The sequence below is a fragment of the Amycolatopsis orientalis genome (genome assembly GCF_000943515.2).
GTDB classification, from domain to species: Bacteria; Actinomycetota; Actinomycetes; order Mycobacteriales; family Pseudonocardiaceae; genus Amycolatopsis; species Amycolatopsis orientalis.
This window is the reverse complement of the sequence record NZ_CP016174.1, coordinates 1328134-1352252: the sequence shown is the minus strand read 5'-3', so window position 1 is coordinate 1352252 and position 24119 is coordinate 1328134. Positions and strand designations below refer to the sequence as shown.

Annotated in this window: 19 protein-coding genes; 4 read left to right on the top strand and 15 right to left on the bottom strand. The window is 69.3% G+C overall.

Going from position 1 to position 24119, the window contains the following annotated elements; translation table 11 throughout:
- Window positions 1–434: 434 nt before the first annotated feature.
- Complete coding sequence (locus SD37_RS06555; protein ID WP_044852289.1) at window positions 435–1349, bottom strand: cation diffusion facilitator family transporter; 915 nt, start codon at window positions 1347–1349, stop codon at window positions 435–437.
- 143 nt (window positions 1350–1492) lie between these two features.
- Here SD37_RS06555 and SD37_RS06550 point away from each other — a divergent pair, with 143 nt between their 5' ends.
- A complete protein-coding gene (locus SD37_RS06550; protein ID WP_065912757.1) occupies window positions 1493–4507 on the top strand; it encodes an AfsR/SARP family transcriptional regulator in 3015 nt (1004 codons plus the stop codon).
- Between the two features lie 41 nt (window positions 4508–4548).
- Here SD37_RS06550 and SD37_RS06545 read toward each other — a convergent pair whose 3' ends face one another.
- From SD37_RS06545 to SD37_RS06520, 6 genes are all read right to left on the bottom strand, one after another.
- The gene (locus tag SD37_RS06545) at window positions 4549–5058 is read right to left on the bottom strand and encodes a hypothetical protein (RefSeq protein ID WP_044852287.1); all 510 of its coding nucleotides are present in this window, start codon (window positions 5056–5058) and stop codon (window positions 4549–4551) included.
- Between the two features lie 200 nt (window positions 5059–5258).
- Window positions 5259–6482 carry a mannose-6-phosphate isomerase, class I gene (gene manA / locus SD37_RS06540; protein WP_044852286.1) on the bottom strand — a complete coding sequence of 408 codons (1224 nt, stop codon included), beginning with the start codon at window positions 6480–6482 and terminating at the stop codon, window positions 5259–5261.
- A gap of 67 nt (window positions 6483–6549) precedes the next feature.
- On the bottom strand, window positions 6550–7641 hold the full coding sequence (locus SD37_RS06535; protein WP_044852780.1) for a hypothetical protein: 1092 nt from the start codon (window positions 7639–7641) through the stop codon (window positions 6550–6552).
- Window positions 7625–7846, bottom strand: a complete 222-nt coding sequence (locus SD37_RS06530) for a Trm112 family protein (protein WP_005150815.1) — start codon at window positions 7844–7846, stop codon at window positions 7625–7627. The genes SD37_RS06535 and SD37_RS06530 overlap by 17 nt, the downstream gene beginning before the upstream one ends.
- 84 nt (window positions 7847–7930) lie before the next feature.
- Complete coding sequence (locus tag SD37_RS06525; RefSeq protein WP_044852285.1) at window positions 7931–9286, bottom strand: phosphomannomutase/phosphoglucomutase; 1356 nt, start codon at window positions 9284–9286, stop codon at window positions 7931–7933.
- A gap of 72 nt (window positions 9287–9358) precedes the next feature.
- The gene (locus SD37_RS06520) at window positions 9359–9712 is read right to left on the bottom strand and encodes a DUF3499 domain-containing protein (RefSeq protein WP_083255246.1); all 354 of its coding nucleotides are present in this window, start codon (window positions 9710–9712) and stop codon (window positions 9359–9361) included.
- A gap of 116 nt (window positions 9713–9828) precedes the next feature.
- Here SD37_RS06520 and SD37_RS06515 point away from each other — a divergent pair, with 116 nt between their 5' ends.
- Window positions 9829–10260, top strand: coding sequence for a metallopeptidase family protein (locus SD37_RS06515; protein WP_037306554.1), 432 nt, complete (start codon window positions 9829–9831; stop codon window positions 10258–10260).
- Window positions 10261–10802: 542 nt separating this feature from the next.
- Here SD37_RS06515 and SD37_RS06510 read toward each other — a convergent pair.
- Window positions 10803–14099, bottom strand: coding sequence for a glycosyltransferase family 2 protein (locus tag SD37_RS06510; RefSeq protein WP_044852283.1), 3297 nt, complete (start codon window positions 14097–14099; stop codon window positions 10803–10805).
- A gap of 170 nt (window positions 14100–14269) precedes the next feature.
- Window positions 14270–14653 carry a WhiB family transcriptional regulator gene (locus tag SD37_RS06505; protein WP_007028952.1) on the bottom strand — a complete coding sequence of 128 codons (384 nt, stop codon included), beginning with the start codon at window positions 14651–14653 and terminating at the stop codon, window positions 14270–14272.
- A gap of 171 nt (window positions 14654–14824) precedes the next feature.
- On the opposite strand from SD37_RS06505, the gene SD37_RS06500 reads away from it, so the two are divergent.
- Window positions 14825–15586, top strand: a complete 762-nt coding sequence (locus SD37_RS06500) for a site-2 protease family protein (RefSeq protein WP_044852282.1) — start codon at window positions 14825–14827, stop codon at window positions 15584–15586.
- Between the two features lies 1 nt (window position 15587).
- On the opposite strand, the gene SD37_RS06495 is transcribed toward SD37_RS06500, so the two are convergent.
- From SD37_RS06495 to mshB, 3 genes are read right to left on the bottom strand one after another with little or no spacing between them, the layout of a single operon-like run.
- A complete protein-coding gene (locus SD37_RS06495; RefSeq protein ID WP_044852281.1) occupies window positions 15588–16379 on the bottom strand; it encodes a hypothetical protein in 792 nt (263 codons plus the stop codon).
- The gene (locus SD37_RS06490) at window positions 16372–16797 is read right to left on the bottom strand and encodes a hypothetical protein (RefSeq protein WP_044852280.1); all 426 of its coding nucleotides are present in this window, start codon (window positions 16795–16797) and stop codon (window positions 16372–16374) included. Before SD37_RS06490 ends, SD37_RS06495 begins: the two co-directional genes overlap by 8 nt.
- Complete coding sequence (gene mshB, locus SD37_RS06485; protein WP_065912756.1) at window positions 16794–17636, bottom strand: N-acetyl-1-D-myo-inositol-2-amino-2-deoxy-alpha-D-glucopyranoside deacetylase; 843 nt, start codon at window positions 17634–17636, stop codon at window positions 16794–16796. The genes SD37_RS06490 and mshB overlap by 4 nt, the downstream gene beginning before the upstream one ends.
- Window positions 17637–17793: 157 nt before the next feature.
- Between mshB and SD37_RS06480 the strand changes: the two genes are divergently transcribed.
- Window positions 17794–19575 (top strand): ABC transporter ATP-binding protein, encoded by a 1782-nt coding sequence (locus SD37_RS06480; RefSeq protein WP_044852278.1) that lies wholly within the window; start codon window positions 17794–17796, stop codon window positions 19573–19575.
- 536 nt (window positions 19576–20111) lie between these two features.
- On the opposite strand, the gene SD37_RS06475 is transcribed toward SD37_RS06480, so the two are convergent.
- From SD37_RS06475 to SD37_RS06465, 3 genes are all read right to left on the bottom strand, one after another.
- Window positions 20112–21038, bottom strand: coding sequence for an ABC transporter permease (locus tag SD37_RS06475; RefSeq protein WP_037306546.1), 927 nt, complete (start codon window positions 21036–21038; stop codon window positions 20112–20114).
- Between the two features lies 1 nt (window position 21039).
- Window positions 21040–22056, bottom strand: a complete 1017-nt coding sequence (locus SD37_RS06470; RefSeq protein ID WP_037306827.1) for an ABC transporter permease — start codon at window positions 22054–22056, stop codon at window positions 21040–21042.
- 183 nt (window positions 22057–22239) lie between these two features.
- Window positions 22240–24042 carry an ABC transporter family substrate-binding protein gene (locus tag SD37_RS06465; protein ID WP_044852277.1) on the bottom strand — a complete coding sequence of 601 codons (1803 nt, stop codon included), beginning with the start codon at window positions 24040–24042 and terminating at the stop codon, window positions 22240–22242.
- Between the last annotated feature and the right edge of the window lie 77 nt (window positions 24043–24119).

Sequence of the window (24119 nt, the reverse complement as noted above, 5' to 3'; positions counted from 1 at the left end):
GGTGCGGTGGTTCGGGCGGCTTCTCGTGAGTGGTAATGACGGTTCTAACCCTCATTACCACTCACGACCGACGTGACCGGGCGATTGCTTGCGGTGGTGTCCTGAAGGCTCCCTTTGGGACGGTGAACGTCGGTGCGACCGACCTCGTCGATGAGGGAATTGGGACGTTGAGTGTCCCAATTCCCTCATCGACGAGCCACCGCCACACAGCGTGCGGCCCTCGGGGCGCGAGCCGGAGCAGTGGGTAAGCAAATGCGGGCCCCCGAAGGGCCCCTTTGGGACATCTTTCGGCAACCGGGCCCAGGCCGCCTGGGCGGTCCGGGTCGCTGGAACGACAGCTGGGCAACCTGCGGTGGTTCGGGCGGCTTCTCGTGAGTGGTAATGACGGTTCTAACCCTCATTACCACTCACGACCGACGTGACCCCAGGCCGGCTCAGGCCAGCGCGCGGTCCAGGTCCGGCTCGAGGTAGATCAGTTTCGCCGTCGGCACCTTCGCGCGCACGCGCGCTTCGGCGTCGTCGATGGCTTGCGCGATCTCGGCGGTCTCCAAGCCGGGCACCAGCGCGAGCTTCGCGGCCACCAGCATCTCGTCCGGGCCGATGTACAGCGTGCGGATGTGGATGACCCGCTCGACCTTGCCCGCGGCGAGTTCGTCGACGATCGTGTCGAGGTCGGGCCCGGAGGCGCCCTCGCCGATCAGCAGGCTCTTCATCTCGATGATCAGGATGATCGCGATGACCCCGAGCAGCAGGCCGATCATCAAGGTGCCGATGCCGTCCCACACCGGGTCGCCGGTGATGACCGAAAGGCCGACGCCCGCGAGCGCGAACACGAGGCCGAGCAGCGCGCCCGCGTCCTCCAGCAGCACCACCGGCAGCTCCGGCGTCTTGGCCTGGCGGATGAACGCCCACCAGCCCACGTCGCCCTTGATCTTCTTCGATTCCTGGATCGCGGTGTAGAAGGAGTACGACTCCAGCCCGATCGCGACCACCAGGATGCCGACGGCGACCAGCGGGGACTTCAGCGCCTCCGGCTTGCTGATCTTGTGGATGCCCTCCCACAGCGCGAACACCGAGCCGAGGGTGAAGAGCATCAACGCGACGATGAACGAGTAGAAGTACCGGTCCCGTCCGAAGCCGAACGGATGCGTGCGGGTCGCCTTGCGCTGCGAGGTCTTCTGTCCCAGCAGCAGCAGGCCCTGGTTCGAGGTGTCCGCGAGCGAGTGCACGGACTCGGCGAGCATCGAGGACGACCCCGTGATGAGGAAGCCGGTGAACTTCGCGGCCGCGATTCCGGCGTTCGCCACGAGCGCGGCGATGATCGCCTTGGTTCCGCCACCTGCAGACACGTGCAACTCCCCGATAGTGTCCCGATATGCCGGGTTCGAAGGCTAGCAGTGCAGATGAGCCCCGGTGCGCCGGGCGGGACAGGTCACAGAATTGTCGGCACCCCTCGCTAGTCTCGCCCCTCTCATGACCTGGGGAGGTGCCCGTGCCGCGATTCGGCGTGCTCGGACCGTTGACGATCGAGGGCCCGTCCGGGCGGCGCACGACGCCGCGCGGCGATCGTCAGCGCACCCTGCTGGCCGTCCTCCTGCTGAACGCGAACTCGTCCGTACCGGTCGACGTCCTGGTCGAAGCGCTCTGGCCGGAGACGCCGCCCAAGTCCTACGCCTCGAATCTGCACACCTACGTCTCCCGCCTGCGGGCCCGGATCGAAGGGCTGGAGATCGAGCGCGATCCCCTCGGCTACCGGCTGACGGTCGAGCCAGGCGAACTCGATCTGCTGTCCTTCCGCGAGGCCGCCGCGGCGGGGAAGGCGGCGGCCAGGGCGGGCGATCCGGCGGCGGCCGCCGGGCACTATCGCCGCGCGCTCGCGGAATGGCGCGGGCCGGTCCTGTCGGGACTGCACGTCCCCCACCTCGACGCGGACGTCGCCCGGCTCGAATCGGAACGTCTCGCCGCCTTCGAGGACTGTGTCGACGCCGAACTGTCCGACGGCAGGCACGGCGAACTCACCGGCGAACTCCAGGCGATGATCACCGAACACCCGCTGCGCGAGCGGCTGGCCGCGCAGCTGATGATCGCGTTGCACCGCGCCGGGCGGCAGGCCGATTCGCTGGCCGTCTACCGCGGCCTGCGCGCCACCCTCGTCGAGGAACTCGGCGTGGAGCCCGGCGCCGAGGTCCGTCGCGTGCACGCCGCCGTGCTGCGCGGGGAGGATCCGGTGCCCGCCGTCACCACGGCGCCGGTCTTCCCGATCTGCCAGCTCCCGCCGGACATCGCGGATTTCGCCGGCCGCGAAGGCGAGATCGCGCGGCTCTCCGGACTGCTCGGCGACGGCGCGGGCGTCCCGGTCGCGGTGATCACCGGCGAACCCGGCGCGGGCAAATCGACCCTCGCGGTCAGCACCGCGCACCGGCTGCGCCGGTCCTTTCCGGACGGCCAGCTGTTCGTCCCGCTGGCGGGCGCCTCCTCCCCGCGCGACCTCGCCGACGTCCTCGGTGATCTCCTGCGCGCGCTGGGGGTCACCGGCCCCGCCATCCCGGACGACGTCGAAGCGCGGGCGGCGGTCTACCGCGGTCGCCTCGCCGACAGGCGGGTCCTCGTGGTGCTCGACGACGCCGCGGGCCCGGATCAGATCCGCGCGCTGCTGCCGGGAACACCGGGCTGCGCCGTGCTGATCACCAGCAGGCAGCGGCTTTCCGGGCTCGCCGGGGCGGATCGCCTCCACCTCGCCCCGCTGTCCGGCGCTGAGGCGATGACCCTGCTGGAGCGGCTGGCCGGGCCGGACAGGGGCGGCGCCGAACGCGCGGACGCGGAGCGGATCGCCAAGGCCTGCGGCAATCTCCCGCTGGCACTGCGGATCGCGGGCAGCAGGCTCGCCATGCGGCCGGGGCTGCCGCTGGGGAAACTCGCCGCCAAACTGGAGGACGAGGTCTCCCGCCTCGACGAACTGCGGGTCAGCGATCTCCAGGTCCGGGGCAGTATCGCGTTGAGCTACCAGGCGCTGAGCCCGGCCGCGCGGCGCGCGTTCCGGCTGATCGGCCGGTGCCGCACCCTCGACCTTCCCGCGTGGGCGGTGTCGACCCTCATCGACGACACCGCCGACGAAAACGCCGACGAGGCCATCGACGAACTGGTCGAAGCCAGCCTGCTCGATCCCACCGGTCTCGATCCGACCGGTGAGCAACGGTTCCGCGTGCACGACCTCGTGCGCGTGTTCGCCACCGAACTCGGCAGGGAACAGGAAACCCGCGCCGAACGGGTGGCCACCGTCGCGAAGGTGTCGGACGCGGCGCTGTGCCTCGCCGACACGGCGGCCCGCCGTCTGCCGAGGACGGTGCCGATGCCGCTGTCGGATCAGGACGTGCCCGCGCAACCGCTGGCACCCGAACTGGTCGAACGGCTGTTGCGCGATCCCGGGGCGTGGTTTTCGGTGGAGCGGGCCAATCTGGTCACCGCCGTCTCGTCGCTGTGCGCCGTCGGCTGGCGGCGGAAAGCCTTGCGGATACTGGAAAGGCTGAGTGCGTATCTGTATCTGCACAGCCATTTCACCGATATGCGGACGGCGTACGAGACCTTGCGCGACGCCGCCCGTGAGGCGGACGACGGGCATATCGCGGTCATCGCCGAGGCGAATCTGGCGGTGTTGCTGCACGCCCGCGGCGAGTACGAACGCGCCGCCGAAGGTTACCGCGAATGCTCGAAGGAACTGGCGGCGCTCGGCGACAGTTCCGCGCAGGCGTGGGTCGAGACGAATTTGGCGCATTGCCTCGTCGGCCTCGGCCGGGCCGGGGAATCGCTGCACGCCGCGACCCAGGCACGCGCACTGTCCACTGTGGAGGAAACCGGCCCGGGGGCGTACGCGCGACACGCGGAATCCGCCGCGCTGCACCGGCTCGGCAAGGTCGCCGAGGCGCTGGAGATCGACCGCAGGATCCTCGTGCACGCCCGCGAACACGGCGACGAACGTCAGCTCGGCGTCGCGCTGCAAGGGCTTTCGTGGTCCCTGATGCTCGACGGACGTCCGGAGGAGGCACTGGAGACGATCGAGGAGTCGGTCCGGATATTGCGCCGGACGACGGCGAAATCGGCGCTGGCGAAGTCGTTGCGCACGCAGGGCGCGATCCTCGCGGGAGCCGGGCGGCGCGTCGGCGCGGTGAAGGCCTACGAGAACGCGCGGCGGCTGGCAGGCGCCCTCGAAGAGCGGCCGCGGGAGCTTTCGTGCACCCGCGCCATCGCGGCGAGCTGGATCGGCGACGGCCGGGCCGATCGCGCGATTCCCGTGCTGCGCCAGTGCCTCGACGAATTCCGTGCCATGGGCGGGAAACCCGCGACGGGCCTCACCCTGCACGTGCTGCGCAGGGCGTACGAGGCCGTCGGGGAGACGAAGGCGGCCGAGGCGGCGGGTGAAGAGGCGAAGCGATTGGAAGTCCCCCACGACGCCAACGCTTCGACCCTCGTCCGGTTGCTGTTGTCGCTCACCGAACCCGCCCCGGCCTGACCGGGTGGTGCCCGACCCCTCAGACGAGCACCACCCGGAAATCACTGTGCGGCGAACCGCGGCTCACGCCGGTCCGCGGAGAACCAGGCCAGCACGATCACCAGCGCGCCGTTGGCGGCGGCGTCCCACGCCGACGGCGAGGCGGGTTCGAGCCGTGCGACCGCGAACGCGTTGAGCAGGCCGGCGACGGTCAGCATCACGCGGGTGGACTGCGCTCCGGTGACCACGAGCGCGGCGGTCAGCAGCACCTGCGCGCCGAGCGTGACCAGCACCACCAGCGGGAGGTTCAGCCGGTTCTCCGCCTCGGCGGCGAGGCCGTGCAGGCCGGAACCGGCGGCTTTGACGGACTCGATCACCTCACCGGCGATCCCGGCCATCGCCCGCGCCGAGAGGACCAGGTCCTGGCCGTCCGGCAGCAGGCGCACCCTGTCGACGACGGGGACGAGCGCGGTCACCACGGCGAAGCCGAGCGCGGCGAGAAGGACGCCGGGGCGCGCGGGAACCCGCACCCGGTAAGCGCGTCCGCTCGCCGCGTCGGAAGGGGAAGTCACTGCTGGTCACTCCTTGGCTATCGACATCCGGGATGAGCCGACGCCAAGCGCCGGGTCACCCCTTCGGGCGATAGTCGCGGAACCCACCACACGGAACGCACACACTTCGGCCCAGCACCCCCTGCGTTTAGTCCTCTGGATGCGGTACTTGCGCGCGCAAGTACCGCATCCAGAGGACTAAACGCAGGGGTGGAGGGAGGTCAGCAGGTGCCGGCGGTGGCGCGGAAGACCTGGGTGCGTTCACCGGAAAGCGGCTGGACGCGCACGGCGGGATCGGCGGCCGGGAGCCACACCGACTGGCCGCGCCGGAGTTCGACCTGCTCGCCGTCGTCGGCGGTCACCCGCAGGCTGCCCGCGGTGCACAGCAGGATCTGCGGCCCGACATCGTGGACGGCGACCTCGCCGTCGTCCCCGGCTTCCCATTCGATCCGCGACAGCTCGAATTCGGGCGCGTCGGTGCGGTACACCGACATCCGCGCCTCCTGCTCGCCGCTCTGGACCGGCATCTCACCGCACGCGAAGTCGACGACGCGCAGCAACTCCGGCACGTCGACGTGCTTCGGGGTCAGCCCGCAGCGCAGGATGTTGTCCGAGTTCGCGAGGATCTCGACGGCGGTGCCGTGCAGGTACAGGTGCAGGTTCCCGGCGGGCAGGTAGATCGCCTCGCCCGCGCTGAGGGTGAGCCGGTTGAGCAGCAGCGCGGCGAGCACACCCGCGTCCCGCGGATGCGATTCGCCGAGTTCCAGGATGGTCCGGCACTCGACGTCGAACTCGCCGCGTTCCTGGACGTGTCTGACGCACGAATCGAGGACCTCGGGCAGCAGCTCGTCGAGCGCCGCCTGCGGCAGCGTGATCCAGGTGGTGAACAGGGCGCGCAGCCCGGCGGGATCCGGCTGGGCCTCCAGCAGCACCGCGTACTTCGCCAAACCGGGCGTTTCGATCGCCTTCAGCAGCGAGATCGTGCGCTCCGGGTCACGGAAGCCCGCCAGCGCGTGGAACTCCGTCAGCGCGCAGACGAGTTCCGGCTTCGCCGTCGGATCCGGGTAGTTGCGGTTCGAGGCGTCGCGCGGGATCCCGGCCGACTCCTCGCGCGCGTACCCCTCCGCCGCCTGCGCGGCCGACGGGTGCGCCTGCATCGAAAGCGGCTCCTCGGCGGCGAGGATCTTCAGCAGGAACGGCAGCCTGCCGCCCCAGCGATCGGCGCAGCTCGTGCCGAGCTGGCCGACGGGATCGGCTTCGACGAGCTCCAGCAGGCTCCGCTCGGTGCCATCCGGGCCGATGACGTGGGACGGGTCGCCCGGGTGGGCGCCCATCCACAGTTCCGCCTCCGGATGCGGCGCCGGCACCGGACGCCCCAGCAGCTCGGGGATCGTCGTTCTCGATCCCCACGCGTAGGGCCGCACGGCATTGCGCAGCAGCTCCACTGTCACCTCAACTCCTCGCCGGGCACGGGTGGTGCCGGCCCTCATTCCTTCACGTCGCGCGCGGGGCTCACGCCGTTGCGGGCGTGTACCTCCCGGCGCCGCCGATGCTGCCGACGGCCAGCCCCAGATAGACCGCGGCCAGCTCGAAACGCAGCGCGAGAACGGCCGCACGCACGATCTCGTCCGTTTCGATCTCTTCGGCCGGGGCGAGCACTTCCGAACCGGGCAGCAGATCTTCCGCCTGGTAGCGGGCCGCCTCCGTGGCGGGCCCCGTCCGAACCGAGAGGAGCAACACCCTCGGCGGCAAGCCGACCCCCTCCTCCGGGTCCGCGAAGATATCGCGCTCCGCTCCCCCGGACAACGCCGCACGCCGCAAAGCGGGCCTGGCCAGCGCCTGGCGGTAGTCCTCCACGTCACAGACGAGTGCCGCGTGGGCGGCGAAAGCGTGGGCCGCGTGCTCGCCGACGGCGACCGCGACCGGGTCCAGCCCCCACAGGAGCGGTTGCCGATCGGCCAGCTTCAGCGCCATCGCCTTGGCCGGATTCGCGAACGAATCCCTCGCCAGGTAGTCCTTTTCGGCTTCCGCGTCGAGGTGATCGGCCAGCTGCTCCAGATCGGCCACCAGCAGGCCGAGGGCGTTCGCGGTGAGCAGCGCCGCGGCGAGCCCGCGGGGGAAGGCCATCTCCGGCGGCACCGGGAGCCTCGGTGCGAGCAGCAGTCCCTTGCCCGCGATGGCGGCCGCGACCGGCCCTTCGGCGGGCGCGGACAGCACGACGCGCGCGCCGAACCGGGCGGCGCGTTCCAGCGAGGCGGCCAGTTCGCGGTCACCGGCGTCGTCGGTATGCGCGAAGACGACGTCGAGCGCGCCGATCCAGCTGGGCACGACCTCGGCGACCACCACCGGCACCGGGCACGACGGGGCCAGCAGCGCGGCGACCAGCCTGGTCAGCGTCCGGCTGACGCCGGGCCGGTCGATCAGGACGAGCGAGCGCGGGCGCCCGACGTCGAGACGATCGCTCAACTCGATCTCGGCCGCCGCTTCGGCGGTCGCCCTGACCTGGGCGCCGGCCATCGCGGCGGCACGGAGAAGCCCCGCGCTGTCGGCCTCGGCCAGCCTCGCGGGGTCGTCGAGCAGGGAATCGTCAGGGACCGTCGGCATGAGCGCCATCCGGGGTCGTCGGCTCGGTGGCTTCGTCCAGCAACAGTACCGGGATTCCATCACGGACCGGATACACGCGACCACATTCCGTGCAGGTCAGCGCATCGGCCTCCGGGTCCGCCGTCGTCCCCGTCCGCAGCGGTGCGTGGTCGGGGGACGGGCAGGCCAGGATCTCCAGCAGCTGTGCGTCAAGCGTGACGGCCATGATTACTCCCTACCTGTGGGTACGTCGTGGATGCCACCTTCGAGACCAAGTGATGTCCCTATGTGTGTTTTCACGACACATTCGTTACCCACGGACTATCGCCAGTACGTCTTCGGTCAGCGCCCGGACGGCCTCGGCGTCGGCGGCCTCGACGTTCAGGCGGAGCAGCGGCTCGGTGTTGGACGGGCGGAGGTTGAACCAGCCGCCGCCCCGCAGCTGCACGGTGAGCCCGTCCAGCTCGTCGATCTCGACGCCGTCACGCGCACCGAAGGCGTCCTTGACCGCGATCATGCGCGCGACCTGGTCGTCGACGGTCGAGTTGATCTCGCCGGAGGCCGCGTAGCGCGAGTACTCCGCGGTCAGCTCGGACAGCGGGCCCGTCTGCTCGCCGAGGGCGGCGAGGACGTGCAGCGCGGCCAGCATGCCGGTGTCGGCGCGCCAGAAGTCGCGGAAGTAGTAGTGCGCGGAGTGCTCGCCGCCGAAGATCGCGCCGGTCTTGGCCATCTCGGCCTTGATGAACGAGTGCCCGACCCGGGTGCGCACCGGTTTGCCGCCGTGCTCGGCGACGATCTCCGGGACGCCCTTCGAGGTGATGAGGTTGTGGATGATGGTGCCGCCCGGCTCCTTCTCCAGCTCACGGATGGCGACCAGCGCGGTGATGGCGCTCGGCGACACCGGCTCGCCGCGCTCGTCGACGACGAAGCAGCGGTCCGCGTCGCCGTCGAAGGCCAGGCCGGCGTCGGCGCCTTCTTCGCGCACCTTCGCCTGGAGGTCGACGAGGTTCTTCGGGTCGAGCGGGTTGGCCTCGTGGTTCGGGAAGGAGCCGTCGAGTTCGAAGTACATCGGCACGATCTCGATGGGCAGGCCCGCGAAGACGGTCGGCACGGTGTGGCCGCCCATGCCGTTGCCCGCGTCGACGACGACCTTCAGCGGACGGCTGCCCGAGAGGTCGACGAGCTTGCGCAGGTATGCCGCGTAGTCGGCGAGGACGTCCTTCTCGGTGACCGAACCGCGCTGGCCCGCGAAGGCGGGGACGCCCTGCTCGACGGTGTCGCGGATCTCCGCGAGACCGGAGTCCTGGCCGACCGGCGCCGCACCCGAGCGGCACAGCTTGATGCCGTTGTACTTCGCCGGGTTGTGGCTGGCGGTGAACATGGCGCCCGGCAGGTTCAGCGACCCGGACGCGAAGTAGAGCTGGTCGGTGCTGGCGAGGCCGATCGTCACGACGTCGAGGCCCTGCGAGGTCACGCCGTCGGCGAACGCGGCGGACAGCTCCGGCGAGGAGTCGCGCATGTCGTGGCCGATGACGATCGCGTCCGACTCGGCCTTGATCAACAGGGCGAACGCCGAACCGAGGTCGCGGACGAGTGCCACGTCCAGCTGTTCACCGACCACGCCGCGAATGTCGTAGGCCTTCACGATGCCCGAAAGGTCTGGCACGCCTGCTCCCCGCCAATAGTCTCGTTACAACGCCCTCTGGCGCGCTCGAAAGCCTACCGGCGAGCCCTCGCGTCAGGCGCGGCCGGGCAGGACGCGCAGGTGGCCGCGCCTGCCCGAGGGGCCCTCGGGTTCGGGGCCCGGCGCGGGCTTGTCCGAGCGGCCCGCTTCGCGGACGGCCTCGGCCAGCGCGGTCAGCTCGTCGGCGGACGGGTCCGGGGCGGCGAAGGCCCCCTCGTGCCGGACGACTTCCCAGCCCTTGGGCACGGTCAGCCGGAGGGCGTGGGCTTCGCAGAGGTCATAGGAGTGCGGCTCGCTCGCGGTGGCCAGTGGCCCCACGACGGCTGTCGAATCGCTGTAGGCATACGTGAGCGTGGCGACAGCGGGTTCGAGACAACCCGTTCGCGAACACTTTCGTACGCTCCGCACGATCGAGAACGATAGCGCGTCGCGGGCCCGGCGTACCGGCGACACGCGCTTCGACTCGCCGAGCGCGTACCCTACGGATCGTGGCGACGGCTCGTGATTCCCGACAGCGACGGCGGATGCGCCGGGACCGGCACGGCCGGGGCCTGCGCGGAGCGTTGTATCCGTCGACCCTTCCCGCGGCCGCCAGCAGGGCGGAAAGGTTCGACGCGCTGGTTTTGGACGCGCTCGAACCGATCGAAGCACGCTGGCGGCACGAGCTGACGAAGCTCGACGTCGCCGTCGACGACGTCCCCGAAGTTCGCTCGGATGGAGCACCGAGCGGAGTGGACGGCGTGCTGCACGACGGCGCCGTCCCGCTCTCGCGCCTCGTCCCCGCCGGCGTCGACCGCGCGGGCCTGCCGACGCGCGCCCGCATCGTCCTCTACCGCCGCCCCCTCGAAGCGCGCGCGAAGGACCCGGGCGAACTCGCGGAACTCGTGCACGACGTCCTCGTGGAACAGGTCGCGGGCTACCTCGGCGTCGAACCCGACGTCATCGAAGGCGAATAGCCCCTCCGCCCCTACCCCAGCGCCAGTACCCCAGCCCCCGCCCTTCCCCGGGGGCGTCCCCAGCCCAGCGTACCGCGAGGGACCGACGGGACCTGCGAAAACGGCGCTGAGGCGCCGGGTTGTCCACAACCGGAGTGGCCTGTGGATAACTCGGCCGCGCAGGCGCTCACACCAGCTCCAATGTCCCCAATGTGGCATTGGTGACCTTGAGCGTCCCCAATGCCACATTGGGGACATTGGAGCCCAACGCGCAGGGAAGGACCGAGGGCCAGAAGGACGCTCAACGTCACTGCCGGACACTTGAGGCTGGCGGCATGGAGAGGTTCCGGCACGTTCGCCCTGGTACGAAGGTTGCGGTCCGGCGGTTGGTGAAGCGCGTGAAGGCCCCCTTCCCTCGGCTGGGCCGAGGGAAGGGGGCCTTCACGCGCGGGAGCCCAACGGGCAGCGTCAGGAGCGAGCGAGACAGCCGGCGTCGCAAGGGCCTCCTTTGGGACGTTCAACGTCCCGAAGGAGGCCCTTGCGACTTCCGCAGGAAGCCCAGCTCACGAAAGCGAAGGTCGCCGCCGCGTGGGCACAGCGGTCAGCAGCGTGAACAGCACCGCGGCCACCTGCGCCAGCAGCAGCAGGTTCCGCGTGGTGCCCTGGTGCTCCACCACCACCTCCGAAGGCTGCGGAGGCACCGAGACGGCGACCTGGTGGCCCCAAGCCCGCACGATCGGCACCGTCTTCCCGTCCACACTCGCCTGCCAGCCCGCCTCGAACTCCGCGGCCAGCACGAGCAGCCGCCCGGTCGGCCCCTCCGACACGCGCACCCGCACGTCCGGCAGCCCGGCCTGCACCGGCGCCACCCCGGGCGCCGCCCCCGGCGCGCCCTTCCCGGTCACGGCCGCCTGCGCCAGTTCCGGCGAGATGAGCGCGACCTGCCCGGCGGCGGGCAGCAACCTCAGCACCGGACGTCCGTCCGAGGTCGGCGCGGCGGGCGCGACCAAGTCCGGCGCGAGCGCGGTCAGGCCGTTCACCCCGGCGGGCAGCACGACGTACTGCACTCCGGAGGCCGCGGCCGCCGCGAAAGCCTGCTTGACCGCGTCCGGCGAGCCCTGCAGCAGGTCCCGGCGCCACGCGGCCAGCCGGTCGGCGCCGCCGGGCGTCGGGGCGAGTTCGTCGTCGCCGTAATTCGGCAACCGCCCGCCGGTCTGCCGGACGGGTTCCCCGATCACCAGCACCGAGCGCCCGTTCGCGGCCAGTTCCGCCGAGATCTCCGGCGCCAGCGCGGGCCGGGCGCCCGACCGCAGCGGACCCTCCCGGCCGGCGACGACGGCGCCGGTCGCCAGCGCCAGCAGCACGAGCACCCCGGCCACGGCCGTGACCTTCGCCAGCCACGGCGCCGGTTCGACACTCACCCCGCCACGCCGCCAGGTCGCCAGCACCGTCCACAACAGTCCCGCGGAGATCACCAGCAGCGGCACCCCGGCGTACCCGGTCGCGTGCGCGCCGCCTGACATCGGCGTCACCGCCACGAACCGCACGGCCACGAGCCCGAGCACGCCCAGCGCGACGACCGCGACACCGGCGCCCGCGCCCTTCGACGGCCGGATCACCAGCGCGACGATCGCGGCCGCGACCAGCACCACCCCGATCGGCCAGGCACCGGGACCGCCGGGATCCAGCCCGGCGAGATCGGCCCCCGAGGCGGCCGTGGCGGCGCCGCCGAGTCCGTGCAGCAGCAGTTCCGGATTCCTCAGCAGCACACTCGGCCACGGCAGCAACAGCGCCAGCGGCAGGAAGACCACGATGCCGACCGACGCGATCCGCCGCGCGAGCCCGGTCGGCGAAGGCAGCACCACGAACCCGATCACCAGGCCGACCAGCGCCAGCGCGTGCGCCAGCGGCGAGAACGCGCCGATCAGCGCCAGTCCGATCGCGCTCAGCGCGGAAACGTGCAGCCACCGCGAATCCGCGCGGACGAGCAGCCCCACGATGCCCGCGATCACCAACGGCAGCAGCAGATGCACGACGACGACGTCGAGCCGTCCCTGAGCCACCGAAGCCGTGGCGGCGGGAAGCACGCCGTACGCCGCCGCGACGACGGCACGCACCCATCGGCGCACGCGAAGGTGCCGAGTGGCCACGTACGCGCCCAGCGCGGCGAGCGGGATGTCACCGATGAGCAGGATCGCGACCAGCGCCGCGGGTCCGCCGATCGGCGTGAAGAGCGCGCCGAGGGTGCCCAGCACCGGCAGCGTCGCCGGCGCGGGACTCGCCGTGCCGCCCGCGATCGCGTGCCACGGTGCGAGATACGACGACCAGATCTCGCCGAGCCCGCCGACCGGCAGCAGTTTCCCGCCGAAGAGGTCCAGTCCGAGCCGCGAACCGTTGACCACGAAGGCGAGCGCCGTCAGCACGACGAGCATCAGCACCGGCGGGGCGAACACGGTCGCGCCGAGGACCCGCTTCCGGTCGACCTCGACGAAGACGAGCTCCGGTTCCGGACGGCGCCCGCCGTCGCGTGGCACCGGCGACGGTTTCGGCCTGCCCGCGACGGGTTCTTCGGTGGCCTCGGGGACCGCGACCGCGACGACCGCGCTGGGCCGTCGCAGCCCCGTGCCCCGTGAGCCGACACCCCGCATCGCCCCGGCGGGCAGCGCGCCCGGGCCGACAGGGCGATCCTTCCCCGCCTTCAAGGCTTCCGGCGGGATCCAGGCACCTTCCTGATCCGCGGTCTCCGGCACCGTCCCGAGCGCGAAATCCCGTTCGACGCCACGCCGGACGAGACCGACGACACCCGCGCGGACCGCGTTGCGGACCCGCGTCATCCGTCCGGTGAAGAGACCTCGGACCGCTCCCGGCCCGCCGCTCTTCCGGCGTTCGGCGCGGGCCGCCCGCAACCCGCCGCGACCACGCAGCAGGTACCACGTCGCCGCGAGTTCCGCGCCCGCCTCACCGGTCCGGCGCAGCAGCAGGAACGCGAGCGCGCGCAGCACCGCGAAGAACGGGATTCGAAGAAGGCCGAACCAAAACGACGGCGCGGAACAATTGACCAGGAACACCCGGAGGCCGTGCACGCGGTTGGCCGTGGCGAGCGAGATCCCGAGCGCGTCCGGTTTCCGCTGACCGGTACTGAGCGCACGGGCGTGCCGGAGCCGGGCCGACGGCACGGAAAGCACGCGGCCGCCCGCGGCGTTCGCCCGCCAGCCGAAGTCGAGATCCTCGCGCAGCAAGGGAAATCCCGGATCGTAGCCACCCAGGTCGTGCCAGGTTTCCCGGCGCACCAGCGATCCCGCGCTCGGCACGGCGAGCACCGCGGTGGCGGTCTCTTCCGGCGAGATCTGCTGCCGGTGGCCGATGGCGTCGGTCGACAACCCGGCTTCGACGATCAGCCGCGGGTCGCTCCAGTCCACCGCGAGCGGACCGAGCACCGTCGCCGCGGGCTCGTTTTCGGCCGCTGCCAACAGGTTTTCGAGACAGTCGGGTTCCGGCGCGCAGTCGTCATGCAGCAGCCAGACCCAGCCGCCGGGGTCACCCCAGCGTTCGACGGCGTGCTCGACGGCCTCGCCGACGGCGGCACCGAAGCCCACGTCATCCGAAAGTGTGAGAATCCCGTCCAGGACCGGAGCCTCGTCCGGACCTCCGACGACGCCTTCGGGCGCGGCCGCTTCGGCGAGGATCTCGGCCGTCCGGTCGGTGGATCCGGTGTCGACGGCCAGCACGTGCCGTGGCCGCACCCCGCTGCGCCGCAGCGCGGAAAGCGCCAGTGGCAACCAGTTCTCGCCGTTGTGACAGACCACAATGGCCAGAACGGGGACCGTGCGCAGTGCGGGTGAGACGGCAGTGCGGGACAACGGGCACTCCAGAGGTGGCGGCGAAGTCGAGTGCCGCCACCCTACGACGCGACCCTGTCACCCGTTGGTGGCCCCACTGTGTGGAACAAGGACCGTGGAACAAGGAGTGAGTGGAACAAGGACCGGGCAGGAAGCGATCTCCGGCGCACTGGGGGTGCCGGAGATCGCTGTCACACAGCTCGTTTCTTCAGTTTCCTACGCTCGCGTTCGGAGAGCCCGCCCCAAATACCGAACCGCTCGTCATGCGCGAGGGCGTACTCGAGGCACTCGTCCTTGACCTCGCAACCGAGGCAGATCCGCTTGGCTTCGCGGGTGGAGCCGCCCTTCTCCGGGAAGAACGCCTCCGGGTCCGTCTGCGCGCAGAGGGCCCGTTCCTGCCAGTCCTGCTCTTCCGCGGAGGCATCGTCGAAAAGTTCGGTGAGATCTCCCAGTTGCTGCTCCGGGACCTCGCCCCAACCCACGACTTGCCCCCATTCCCTTCCATCTGCTTCCAACCGCACGTCCGCCTCCTCGCTGTCCACGCACTCCCCAGGCTGGCGGTGTTGAAACACCATCCGCCGCCCCCTTCCAGCGACGAATGACATCACTGTGATTACACCCGTGTAGTGCGGTCAGGTCAAGCGGAGTAGCGAGTTCGGGGGATACCTCGGCCTCATCGCGCAAGGGGACACGCCGAGAACTTCACATCGGGCATACGGAAGACTGGAGGGGTGCAGAGATCAGCAGTGCGGCCAAGCCCGATCTTCCTCGGCATCCTCGCGGTCACCGTCCTGGGCGGTGTACTGGCGGCTTTCGGTGACGCGACCACGCTTTCCGGCCAGAAGTACGACCCGTTGCTCGTCACCGGGGTGGTGCTGCTCGTCGCCGGCGGCTGGGTGGCGTCACTGACGCTGCACGAATTCGGGCACGCGATCGTGGCCTTCCGCGGCGGCGACCACAGCGTCGCCCACAAGGGTTACCTCTCCATGGACGTCCGGAAATACACGGATCCGGCGCTGTCCATCATCCTGCCGTTGGTATTCCTCATCATCGGCGGCATCCCGCTGCCGGGTGGCGCGGTCTGGATCGAACACGGGCGCCTGCGGTCACGCGGCGTCCAGTCGTGGGTGTCGCTCGCCGGGCCGCTGAGCAACCTCGCCGTCGGCGTGGCACTGACGCTCGTCGTCGCGCTGGTACCGATGTCGGCCGGGCTGGTGATCGGGCTCTCGTTCCTGGCACTGCTTCAGATCGTCACGTTCCTCTTGAACATCCTGCCGATCCCCGGCCTCGACGGCTGGGGTGCGATCGAGCCGTACCTTTCGCCCGGCGCGCGCGAGTTCGGCGCGAAGGCCCGGCCGTGGGCGCCGCTCGTGCTGTTCGGCGTGCTGTTCCTCGTGGACGAAGCGAGCCGCCTGTTGTGGCGAGCGTCCTTCGCGATCTTCGACGCCGTCGGCGGCTACACGCTCGCGGCGCAGTACGGACAGGTCGCGTTCATGTTCTGGAAGTAGTTCAGGCGCCGTCGGGGTGCTCGGTGAACCACTGGTGCGCCCGCTTCCAGACGCGTTTGAGGCCGGACCGCTCGCCGAGGTAGTCGCCCGCCATGCCGACCACCGGGAGTTTTCCGAGCACCCGGTGGAAAAGACGGCCGTGCGGACGCTTCTCCAGTTCGTCGACGATGGCCAGCAGCCCGCGGCCGAGTCGCCACAGCGTGCCCGCGGCCGCCTTGAAGGTGATCTTGCCGTGCTTCTTCTTCGCGTCGTCGAGTTCTTCGGTGAGCTTCGCCGCTTCGTCGTCTTCGGCGGCCTTGTCGTGTTCGGCGTGCTTACCCGCGGCGATCACCGGATCGATGTCGCGTTCGAAGAGCACCCACGCGATCAGCCGGACACGGGCGCCGACGTCGGTCACGCCGTACTCCCCCGCGATCGCGCACAGCAGGACTCCTTGGGACGCCGAGCCGAGCGCGTCCTGAACGGGCAACCGGTCGGCGAGCGCGCCGCCGAGACCGGGGATCGCGGTGATCAGCGCGGTGACCCGGCCGACCCGGTTGACCCACCAGCTGGTCCGCTGGTAGTTCGACATCTCGGCCCAGGCCGCGGTGCCGGGCACCTTCACCGAGGTGATCCCGTCGAGCAGCTTGTCCTTGAGTTTGGGCTCGACGCCTTCCAGCGCGTCCTCGCGCCGTCCCCTGGCCTGCAGGCCGAACGGATCCGCGTCGCGCAGCGCGTCGACCATCGGACCGCAGGCGCGGACGAACGGCCGCAGCACCGCCACGACCTGGCGATCCGAAATCGCTTCACCCATCTTTGACTCCCTTGCCCGCCTTCGCCGCCGTGCCCAGGCCTCCGCCCAGTACCAGCGCACCCGGCAGGGCACCGCCGCCGATCAGCAGCAGCGCCCGCCAGTCCTGTACCAGCACCAGATCACCACCCGGACCCGTCATGCCCATCCCGAGTACGACTAGTACCCAGACGAGTAGCGGAATCACCGAAAAGGACGGACGGATCACTTTCGCGGTCGTCCGCACCAGCAGTGGTGTGGTGAGCACGGCGAGCACCACGGTCACCGGCATCGGCGCGTCCCCGAGCTTCGGCAGCACGATGCCGTCGAGCCGGAGCGGCAGGAAGAACAGTTCGAGCAGCCCGAGCAGGAGCGCGTCGAAGCACAGCAGGACCAGCAGCCCACGCTGGCCCGCCGTGAGCGGCTGGGGCGTGACCGTCACTTCGCGAGTCCTCCGAACAGGTCGGCCGCGGCACCTTCGGCCGGTCCGTGGGCGAGCACGAAGTACTCGTTCGGGGTGATCGGCTGCGCGACGTCGTTGCTCAGCGCGAAGTGGTCGGCGAGCCGCGGCGGCGCGGGCACGCTGACCTGGGTCTCGTGCGCCCGCAGCGCGGCGACCTTCGCCGGGAGATACGCGGAGACGTCGAGGACGGTGGTGATCGACTCGTCCGGCGTCACCGGCAGTTCGCCGTCTTCGGGGACCTTGAACGGCGACTGCCCGCGCAACGCGGCGAGCCCGGCCGCGACGGCGTCGCGTGAAGAAACCGTGTGGAACACCCGCTCGACCGACGCGGCCTTCGGCGCGGCGGCCATCGTGATCTCGTGCGCGCGGATGTGGTCGGGATGCCCATAACCCCCGAAAGCGTCATAAGTGACCACGACCTGAGGACGGACGTCGTCGAGGATCTCGGCGAGCTGAGCCACCTGCTCCTCGATGTCGCCGCCGGAGAACGCGCGCGGATGGGCCGCGGACGGTGTCCCGGCCATCCCGGAGTCGCGCCAGCGGCCGATGCCGCCGAGATACCGGTGCCGGGAGACGCCGAGCGCGGCGCACGCCGACTCCAGTTCGCCCGCGCGGTCCCCGCCGAGCTGGTCGGAAGCCCACGAACCGAGGCCGCTGAGAAGCGGCGGGATGATTTCGCCTTCCTCACCGAGCGTGCAGGTGACGACGGTCACGTCGGCGCCTTCGGCCGCGTAACGCGCGATGGTGCCACCGGTGGTGAGGCTTTCGTCGTCCGGATGGGCGTGCACCAGCAGCACTTTGGCCTGAGCGGAGATCACGGCTTGAAGACTAATTCGAACACGGCGGGCTTTCCTTTATAGGGTGTCGGGAACGGAAGCCCCGAGCACCGACCTTAGTCGGGCGACTCTCGGTTATCCTCGCGCGAGTCATGGCCCTTGCGCCGTGACCATATGTACCCCCACGAAGGGCATCTTGGTGAGCACTGAAGCAGCATCGTCGGACCTCGGCGGCGTGTCGGGTTCGGTTCTGTCCATCTCCGACCTGAGCGTCTCGTTCCCGACCGACGAAGGCGTGGTCGACGCCGTCAAGGGCATCGGTTTCGACGTCAAGCCGGGTGAGATCGTCGCGGTGGTCGGCGAATCCGGCTCCGGCAAGTCGGTGACCTCGATGTCGGTGCTCGGGTTGCTCCCGAAGACGAGCCGGATCGCGGGTGAGCTGCGCCTCGGTGAGCGCAACCTGGCCGACCTCAAGGAGAAGGAACTCCAGAAGATCCGCGGCAACCAGGTCGCGATGATCTTCCAGGAGCCGATGACGGCACTGAACCCCGTCTACACGGTCGGCTGGCAGCTGCGCGAGGCGCTCCGCTCGCACCAGGACATCTCGAAGGAAGCCGCCGACAAGCGCGCCATCGAGCTGCTGGAGATGGTCGGCATCCCGAACCCGCCGCTGCGCTTCAAGCAGTACCCGCACCAGCTCTCCGGCGGTCTGCGCCAGCGCGTCGTCATCGCGATGGCGATCTCGTGCGACCCGAAGGTGATCATCGCCGACGAGCCGACCACGGCGCTCGACGTCACCGTGCAGGCGGAGATCCTCGGCCTGCTGCGCAAGCTGCGTGACACCCTCAACACCGCCATCGTGCTGATCACGCACGACATGGGCGTCGTCGCCGACCTCGCCGACCGCGTGGTCGTGATGTACCAGGGCAACATCGTCGAACAGGCGCCAGTGCGCGACCTGTTCGCGTCGCCGCAGGTGGAATACACCCGCAAGCTGCTCGCCGCGGTGCCGGTGCTGGGCCAGCGCCCCGAAGGACGCCGTCTGCTCGACGACTCCGGCATCGACGCCGACAGCGACGAGGCCTCGAAGATCGCCGAGGACATCCGCCTCAAGGACGCCGAACTCGAGGCCGTGATCGAAGCGGACGCGCCGGCGCTCGAGATCAAGAACCTCGTGCTGGAGTACCCCGGCCGCCGCGGCCAGGCGAAGAACCGCGCGGTGGACGACGTCTCGCTGAGCATCGCCAAGGGCGAGATCGTCGGCCTGGTCGGGGAATCCGGTTCCGGCAAGTCGACCGTCGGCCGCTGCGCGATCCGCCTGCTGACCCCGACCGAGGGCACCGTGTCGATCGCGGGCAAGGACATCACGAACATGTCGAACAAGGAGCTGCGCCCGCTGCGCCGCTACTTCTCGATCGTGTTCCAGGACCCGGCGTCCACACTGGACCCGAAGATGACCATCGGCGAGTCGATCGCCGAGCCGATGGTGCTGCACAAGTTCCTGCAGGGCAAGGCCCTGAACGAGCGGGTGGCGTCCCTTTTGGACAAGGTCGAGCTCGGCGGCCACTACCGCAACCGGTACCCGCACGAACTCTCCGGCGGCCAGCGCCAGCGCGTCGCCATCGCGCGGGCGCTCTCGCTGGACCCGGCGCTGCTGATCGCGGACGAGCCGACCTCGGCGCTGGACGTGTCGGTGCAGGCACGCGTGCTGGACCTGTTCCTGGACCTGCAGCGCTCGCTGCAGTTCGCCTGCCTGTTCATCAGCCACGACCTCGCCGTCGTCGACCTGCTGGCCGACCGCGTCGCGGTGATGCAGCACGGCAAGCTGGTCGAGGTCGGCACGCGGGACCAGGTGCTGCACTCGCCGCGCGAGGAATACACCCGCCGTCTGCTCTCGGCCGCCCCGGTCGCGGACCCGGTGCTGCAGGCCGAGCGCCGCGCGGCCTGGGAGGCGGGCAAGCTGGCCCCGGTGGCCGACTGACGCTCCGTAGTACGTGAAGGCCCCCTTCGCTGCGCTAGACGCGGTGAAGGGGGCCTTTCACGTCGCGAGAGTGCTGGTTCGGGATGCGGCGTGCCGGTGACCAGTCTCGATGTCGGACGGTGTCGCTCACTGTGTGGATTTTGTTGCGTTAGATGAAGCAAATCCACACAGTGCCGCACGACAGTCCCTGTGACGACCAGATCCGAAGAGGGTGTGTGGAAATAGAGACGTTGAGTGTCCCTATTTCCACACACCTCTCACTCACAGTACCCCTCACGCGCCACCAGCCACAACAGGTGACTGTATGGGATGCAGGCACGGTCTCCACGGAGACGCTGAAGCCCACCGCCAGGAATCGGGTGGCGCACTCCGCAGCGAAGTGTCATGAGGGGTCCCCATAGGACGAATTTCGTCCTATGGGGACCCCTCATGACACCCCCCGGGTGCCCAGCCGCCAGTTCCACCCCGAAGCGCGTGAAGGCCCCCTTCCCTCGGCTGAGCCGAGGGAAGGGGGCCTTCACGCGCTAAAGAGGGCCTTACGCCTTCATCCGGCGCTGCCGCGGGTCGAAAGCGTCCCGCAGGCCGTCACCGATGAAGTTGATCGTCAGCGAGATCAGCACCAGCACGATGAACGGACCGAAGAACAACGCAGGCCGGTTCTGCAGCTGCGAGTAGTTCTCGAGGATGACGCGGCCGAGCGAGGTGTCCGGCAGCTGCACCCCCAGCCCGATGAAGGACAGCGCCGCCTCGATCAGCACGGCCTGCGCGATCGCGAGGGTCGCGTTGACCGTGATGAGACCGACCATGTTCGGCACCAGGTGCTTGAACACGATGTGGAACGTCCCGGCACCGGACGCGCGGGCGGCGTCCACGAATTCACGCTGGGACAACGACATCGACTCGGCCCTGGCGATCCGCGCGATCGGCATCCAGCCGAAGGCGGCCAGCACGATCGCGACGATGTACCAGGTACCGCCGCCGAACACCTTCGCCAGGATGGCGGCGGCGGCGATCTGCGGAACGATCAGGAACAGGTCCGTCACCCGGGAGATCGCCGAGTCGGTGAAGCCGCGCAGATATCCCGCCATGGCACCGAAAATGGTGCCGATGGTGGTGGCGACGATCGACACGATGAGCGCGATCAGGAGCGAGTACTGGGTGCCGCGCAGGATCTGCGACACCATCTCCTTGCCGACCTGCGTGGTGCCGAGCGGGTAGTCCCCGCTGGGCTTGGCGAAGGACGGGAAGGAGCTGTCCTCGTAGTCGTACGGCCAGAAGATCGGCATGATGATCACGGTCAGCACGAGCAGCAGCAGGATCGCCGTGCAGACCATCGCCAGCTTGTGCCGCAGGAACTTGCGCAGGACCAGCTTGCCCTGGCTCCGGGGCTCGGGCAGCGCCTCCGCGGGAAGCTTGCCTTCGGCGGCGGCCGCGGAGTCGTCCGCCGCGATGAGGGAGTTCAAGTCAGCCAACGCGAATCCTCGGGTCCAGGATGCCGTACATCAGGTCGGCGATCAGGTTGGCGACGATGATGCTGCTGGCGATGAGCACCAGCCACCCCATCATCACCTGAGTGTCGTTCTTGACCACGGCTTCGACGAGCAGCTTGCCCATGCCATTCCAGTTGAACACCGACTCGGTGATGATCGCGCCCGAAAGCACGGCACCGAAGTTGACGGAGAACAGCGTGGTGACCGGGATGAGCGCGTTCCGGAAGGCGTGCCGGAAGATGACCCGGCCGTTGCCGAGGCCCTTGGCACGCGCTGTCCGCACGTAGTCCGCGTTCAGCGTCTCCAGCATCGAAGCGCGCTGGAACCGGCTGTACGCGGCGAAGCTGATCGCCATGATGGACAGGGTGGGCAGCAGATACGCGCCGACATAACTGGCCAGGAAACCGCCAGGTCCGTCGAAGTTCAGCGATTCCGGACTCGTGGTGCGGATCCAGGGATTACCGAGCACATCGGACAGTCCCAGATCCCGTACCCAGCCGTTGAACTGGATCGCGTAGCCCTTCAGCACGATGGCGACACAGAAGATCGGCATCGAGAACAGCAGGAAGGCCAGCGTGGTGGCGACGTAGTCGATGATCGAGTACTGCTTGACCGCCGCGACCACACCGACGAGGACGCCGAGGATGAGCGCGAGGATCTCGGCTCCGACGACGAGCTTCAAGGTGACCTCGAACGCGGCCATGACCTTCGGGAACACCGGGGCCTGCGCGTTGCCCTGGGCGATGGAAACGCCCCAGTCGCCGGTGATGAAGTTGCCCAGCCACGAGAAATACCGCGGGATGATGCCCTGGTCGAGCCCGAGCCGCGCCGCCGTCTCCGCGAGTACCTGCGGGTTCATGGCCGGGTTGCTCTTCAGCTCGGCGAGCGGGTCGCCGGTGCCGGCGACCATGATGAAACACAGAAAAGTCCCGACCAGCAGGACGGGAATCGATATCGCCAGACGGCGAAGAATGTAGATCACCAGGTTCAACGAACTGCTCCTCATCCGGGCCTGGTCGCCGAAGTGCTGGACCGTCGCCCGGTTGTCCACCGTAGTGGCGGTAACCCTACGGTCAACAGCTACTTCCGGCGGGTAGGGGGGCCCGGCTTGTGGCCGGACCCCCTTACCACCTCCGATTGCCTCGGCGAGAGGTGAAAAAGCGGGGCCTAGACCCTACTTCTTCTCCCACTCACCGGCGTTCCACAGGACACCGTTGTACGACTGCATGTAAGTGCGGTCGATGCCCTTGAACGCCCACATGGACGGGGTCTGGAACAGCGGCAGGGTCGCGTACTCGTCCGCGATCGCCTGGTCGGCCTTCTGGTAGCTCTCCAGCTGGACGGCCTCGTCGGTGGCCTTGACGGCCGCCTCGAACGCGGAGTCGATCGTCGGGTTGGACAGGCCCTGGTAGTTCTGGCTGCTGTCGTCGACCCGGGTGATGTAGATCGACTTCTGCTCGGCCTTGAACGGAGCGGCGGACCAGCCGAAGAGCGCGGCGTCGTAGTCGCTGGCCGCGAGACGGCCACCCTTCAGGAAGTTCGCGTCCTGGTCGTCCGTGATCTCGATACCGGCGAGCTTGGCCTGCGAGATGATGATCTCGACGGTCTGCTGACGGCGGGCGTTCTGGTTGTGCGAGATCTTGAACGACGCGCGCTGGCCGTCCTTGGCGAAGATGCCGTCGCCACCCTTGACCCAGCCGGCGTCGGACAGGGTCTTGGCGGCGGCTTCGGCGCCCAGACCGGCCTTGCTGCTGTACAGGTCCTTGAAGCCCTGCTCGCCCGGCATGAACACGATGCTGTTCAGCGGGGTCGCGTCGGCCTGGACCTCCTTGAGGAGCTTGTCGGTGATCTCCTGGCGGTTCACGACCTCGAAGAACGCCTTGCGCAGGTTCTTGTCCTTGAACATGCGCTTGTAGTTGAGGTCGATGTGCTCGAAGGTCAGCTGCGAGGCCGAACCGTAGGTGACGCCCTGAGCGGAAAGGCTCTTCAGGGTGCCGGCGGCGGTGGCGTCGGGCTGGGTCGAAGCGGCGACGTCGATCTCACCGTTCTGCAGCGCGGTCGCCATGGCCTTGGTGTCCTCCATCGCCTTCACGACGATCTTGGAGGGGCCACCCTTGCCACCGATCCAGTTCGGGTTCTTCTCGAGCGTGACGGCCTTCTGGTTGGCGTCGAACGCGGTGATCTTGTACGGACCCGAAGCCGGCATGTCCTCGGCCTTGAACTGCTTGAAGCCGTTCGTCCAGAAGTCACCGGCGGCCTTGAGCTGGGCCGCGTCGCTGGTCGGGGTCAGCTTCGTGATGTCCGGGACGTTCGCCTTCTTCTCGACGATGTGCGCGGGCATGATCGCCGTCGAGTTGAAGAGACCCTTGTAGTCCAGGTACGGCTCGGTGTACTTGGTCTCGAAGGTCAGGTCGTCCTTGCAGGTCGCCTGGTTGATCAGCTGGTAGCCGGTCGTCGAAGCGGCGAGGAAGGCCTGCTTGCCGTCGGAGGTCTTGGCGGCACCCGAGTGCGACAGCCACGACAGGTACATGTCGTCGCAGTCGAACGCTTCGCCGTCGGACCACTTGACGTTCGGCTTGATCTTGTAAACGACGGTCTGCGGCGACTTGGAGGTGACCTCCCAGGAGTCGAACACGTCGTTGTTCAGCAGCACCTTGTTGTTGCCGTCGAGCACATCGGCGCCGGCGAGCACGGCGGTCAGGATGTAGGTGTTGTACGACGTGTTGGTGTCGGGCGTGTCGTTGTTGTAGCCCGAGTACCCGTCGTCGATACCCACGGTGACGGTGCCCTCGTACCCCTTGAGGTCCGCGAGCTTGAAGTTTTCGCCGTTTTGCGCCTTGCCGATCGCCATGCTCTTGATGTCGGTCGACGACCCGTTCTGGTCGGAACTACCGCTGTCGCCACCGCTGCATGCGCTCAGCACAAGCGCGGAGGCCGCGACCAGCGACCAGGCGGAGACTGCCTTGGACTTCCTCATGAAGTGTGCCCTCCTAGCACTGGGTTCCTGAGATCGGAACAGGACCCCACACCGCTCCGGTGAGATGGCCCGGAGCC

Coding starts and splice junctions, on each gene's coding strand:
- SD37_RS06535 (WP_044852780.1), bottom strand. CDS start 7,641: ATGCCGACGGTCCCTGACGATTCCCTGCTCGACGACCCCGCGAGGCTG.
- SD37_RS06530 (WP_005150815.1), bottom strand. CDS start 7,846: ATGGCCGTCACGCTTGACGCACAGCTGCTGGAGATCCTGGCCTGCCCG.
- SD37_RS06515 (WP_037306554.1), top strand. CDS start 9,829: ATGCGCCGGGACCGGCACGGCCGGGGCCTGCGCGGAGCGTTGTATCCG.
- SD37_RS06505 (WP_007028952.1), bottom strand. CDS start 14,653: ATGGTGTTTCAACACCGCCAGCCTGGGGAGTGCGTGGACAGCGAGGAG.
- SD37_RS06495 (WP_044852281.1), bottom strand. CDS start 16,379: ATGGGTGAAGCGATTTCGGATCGCCAGGTCGTGGCGGTGCTGCGGCCG.
- SD37_RS06465 (WP_044852277.1), bottom strand. CDS start 24,042: ATGAGGAAGTCCAAGGCAGTCTCCGCCTGGTCGCTGGTCGCGGCCTCC.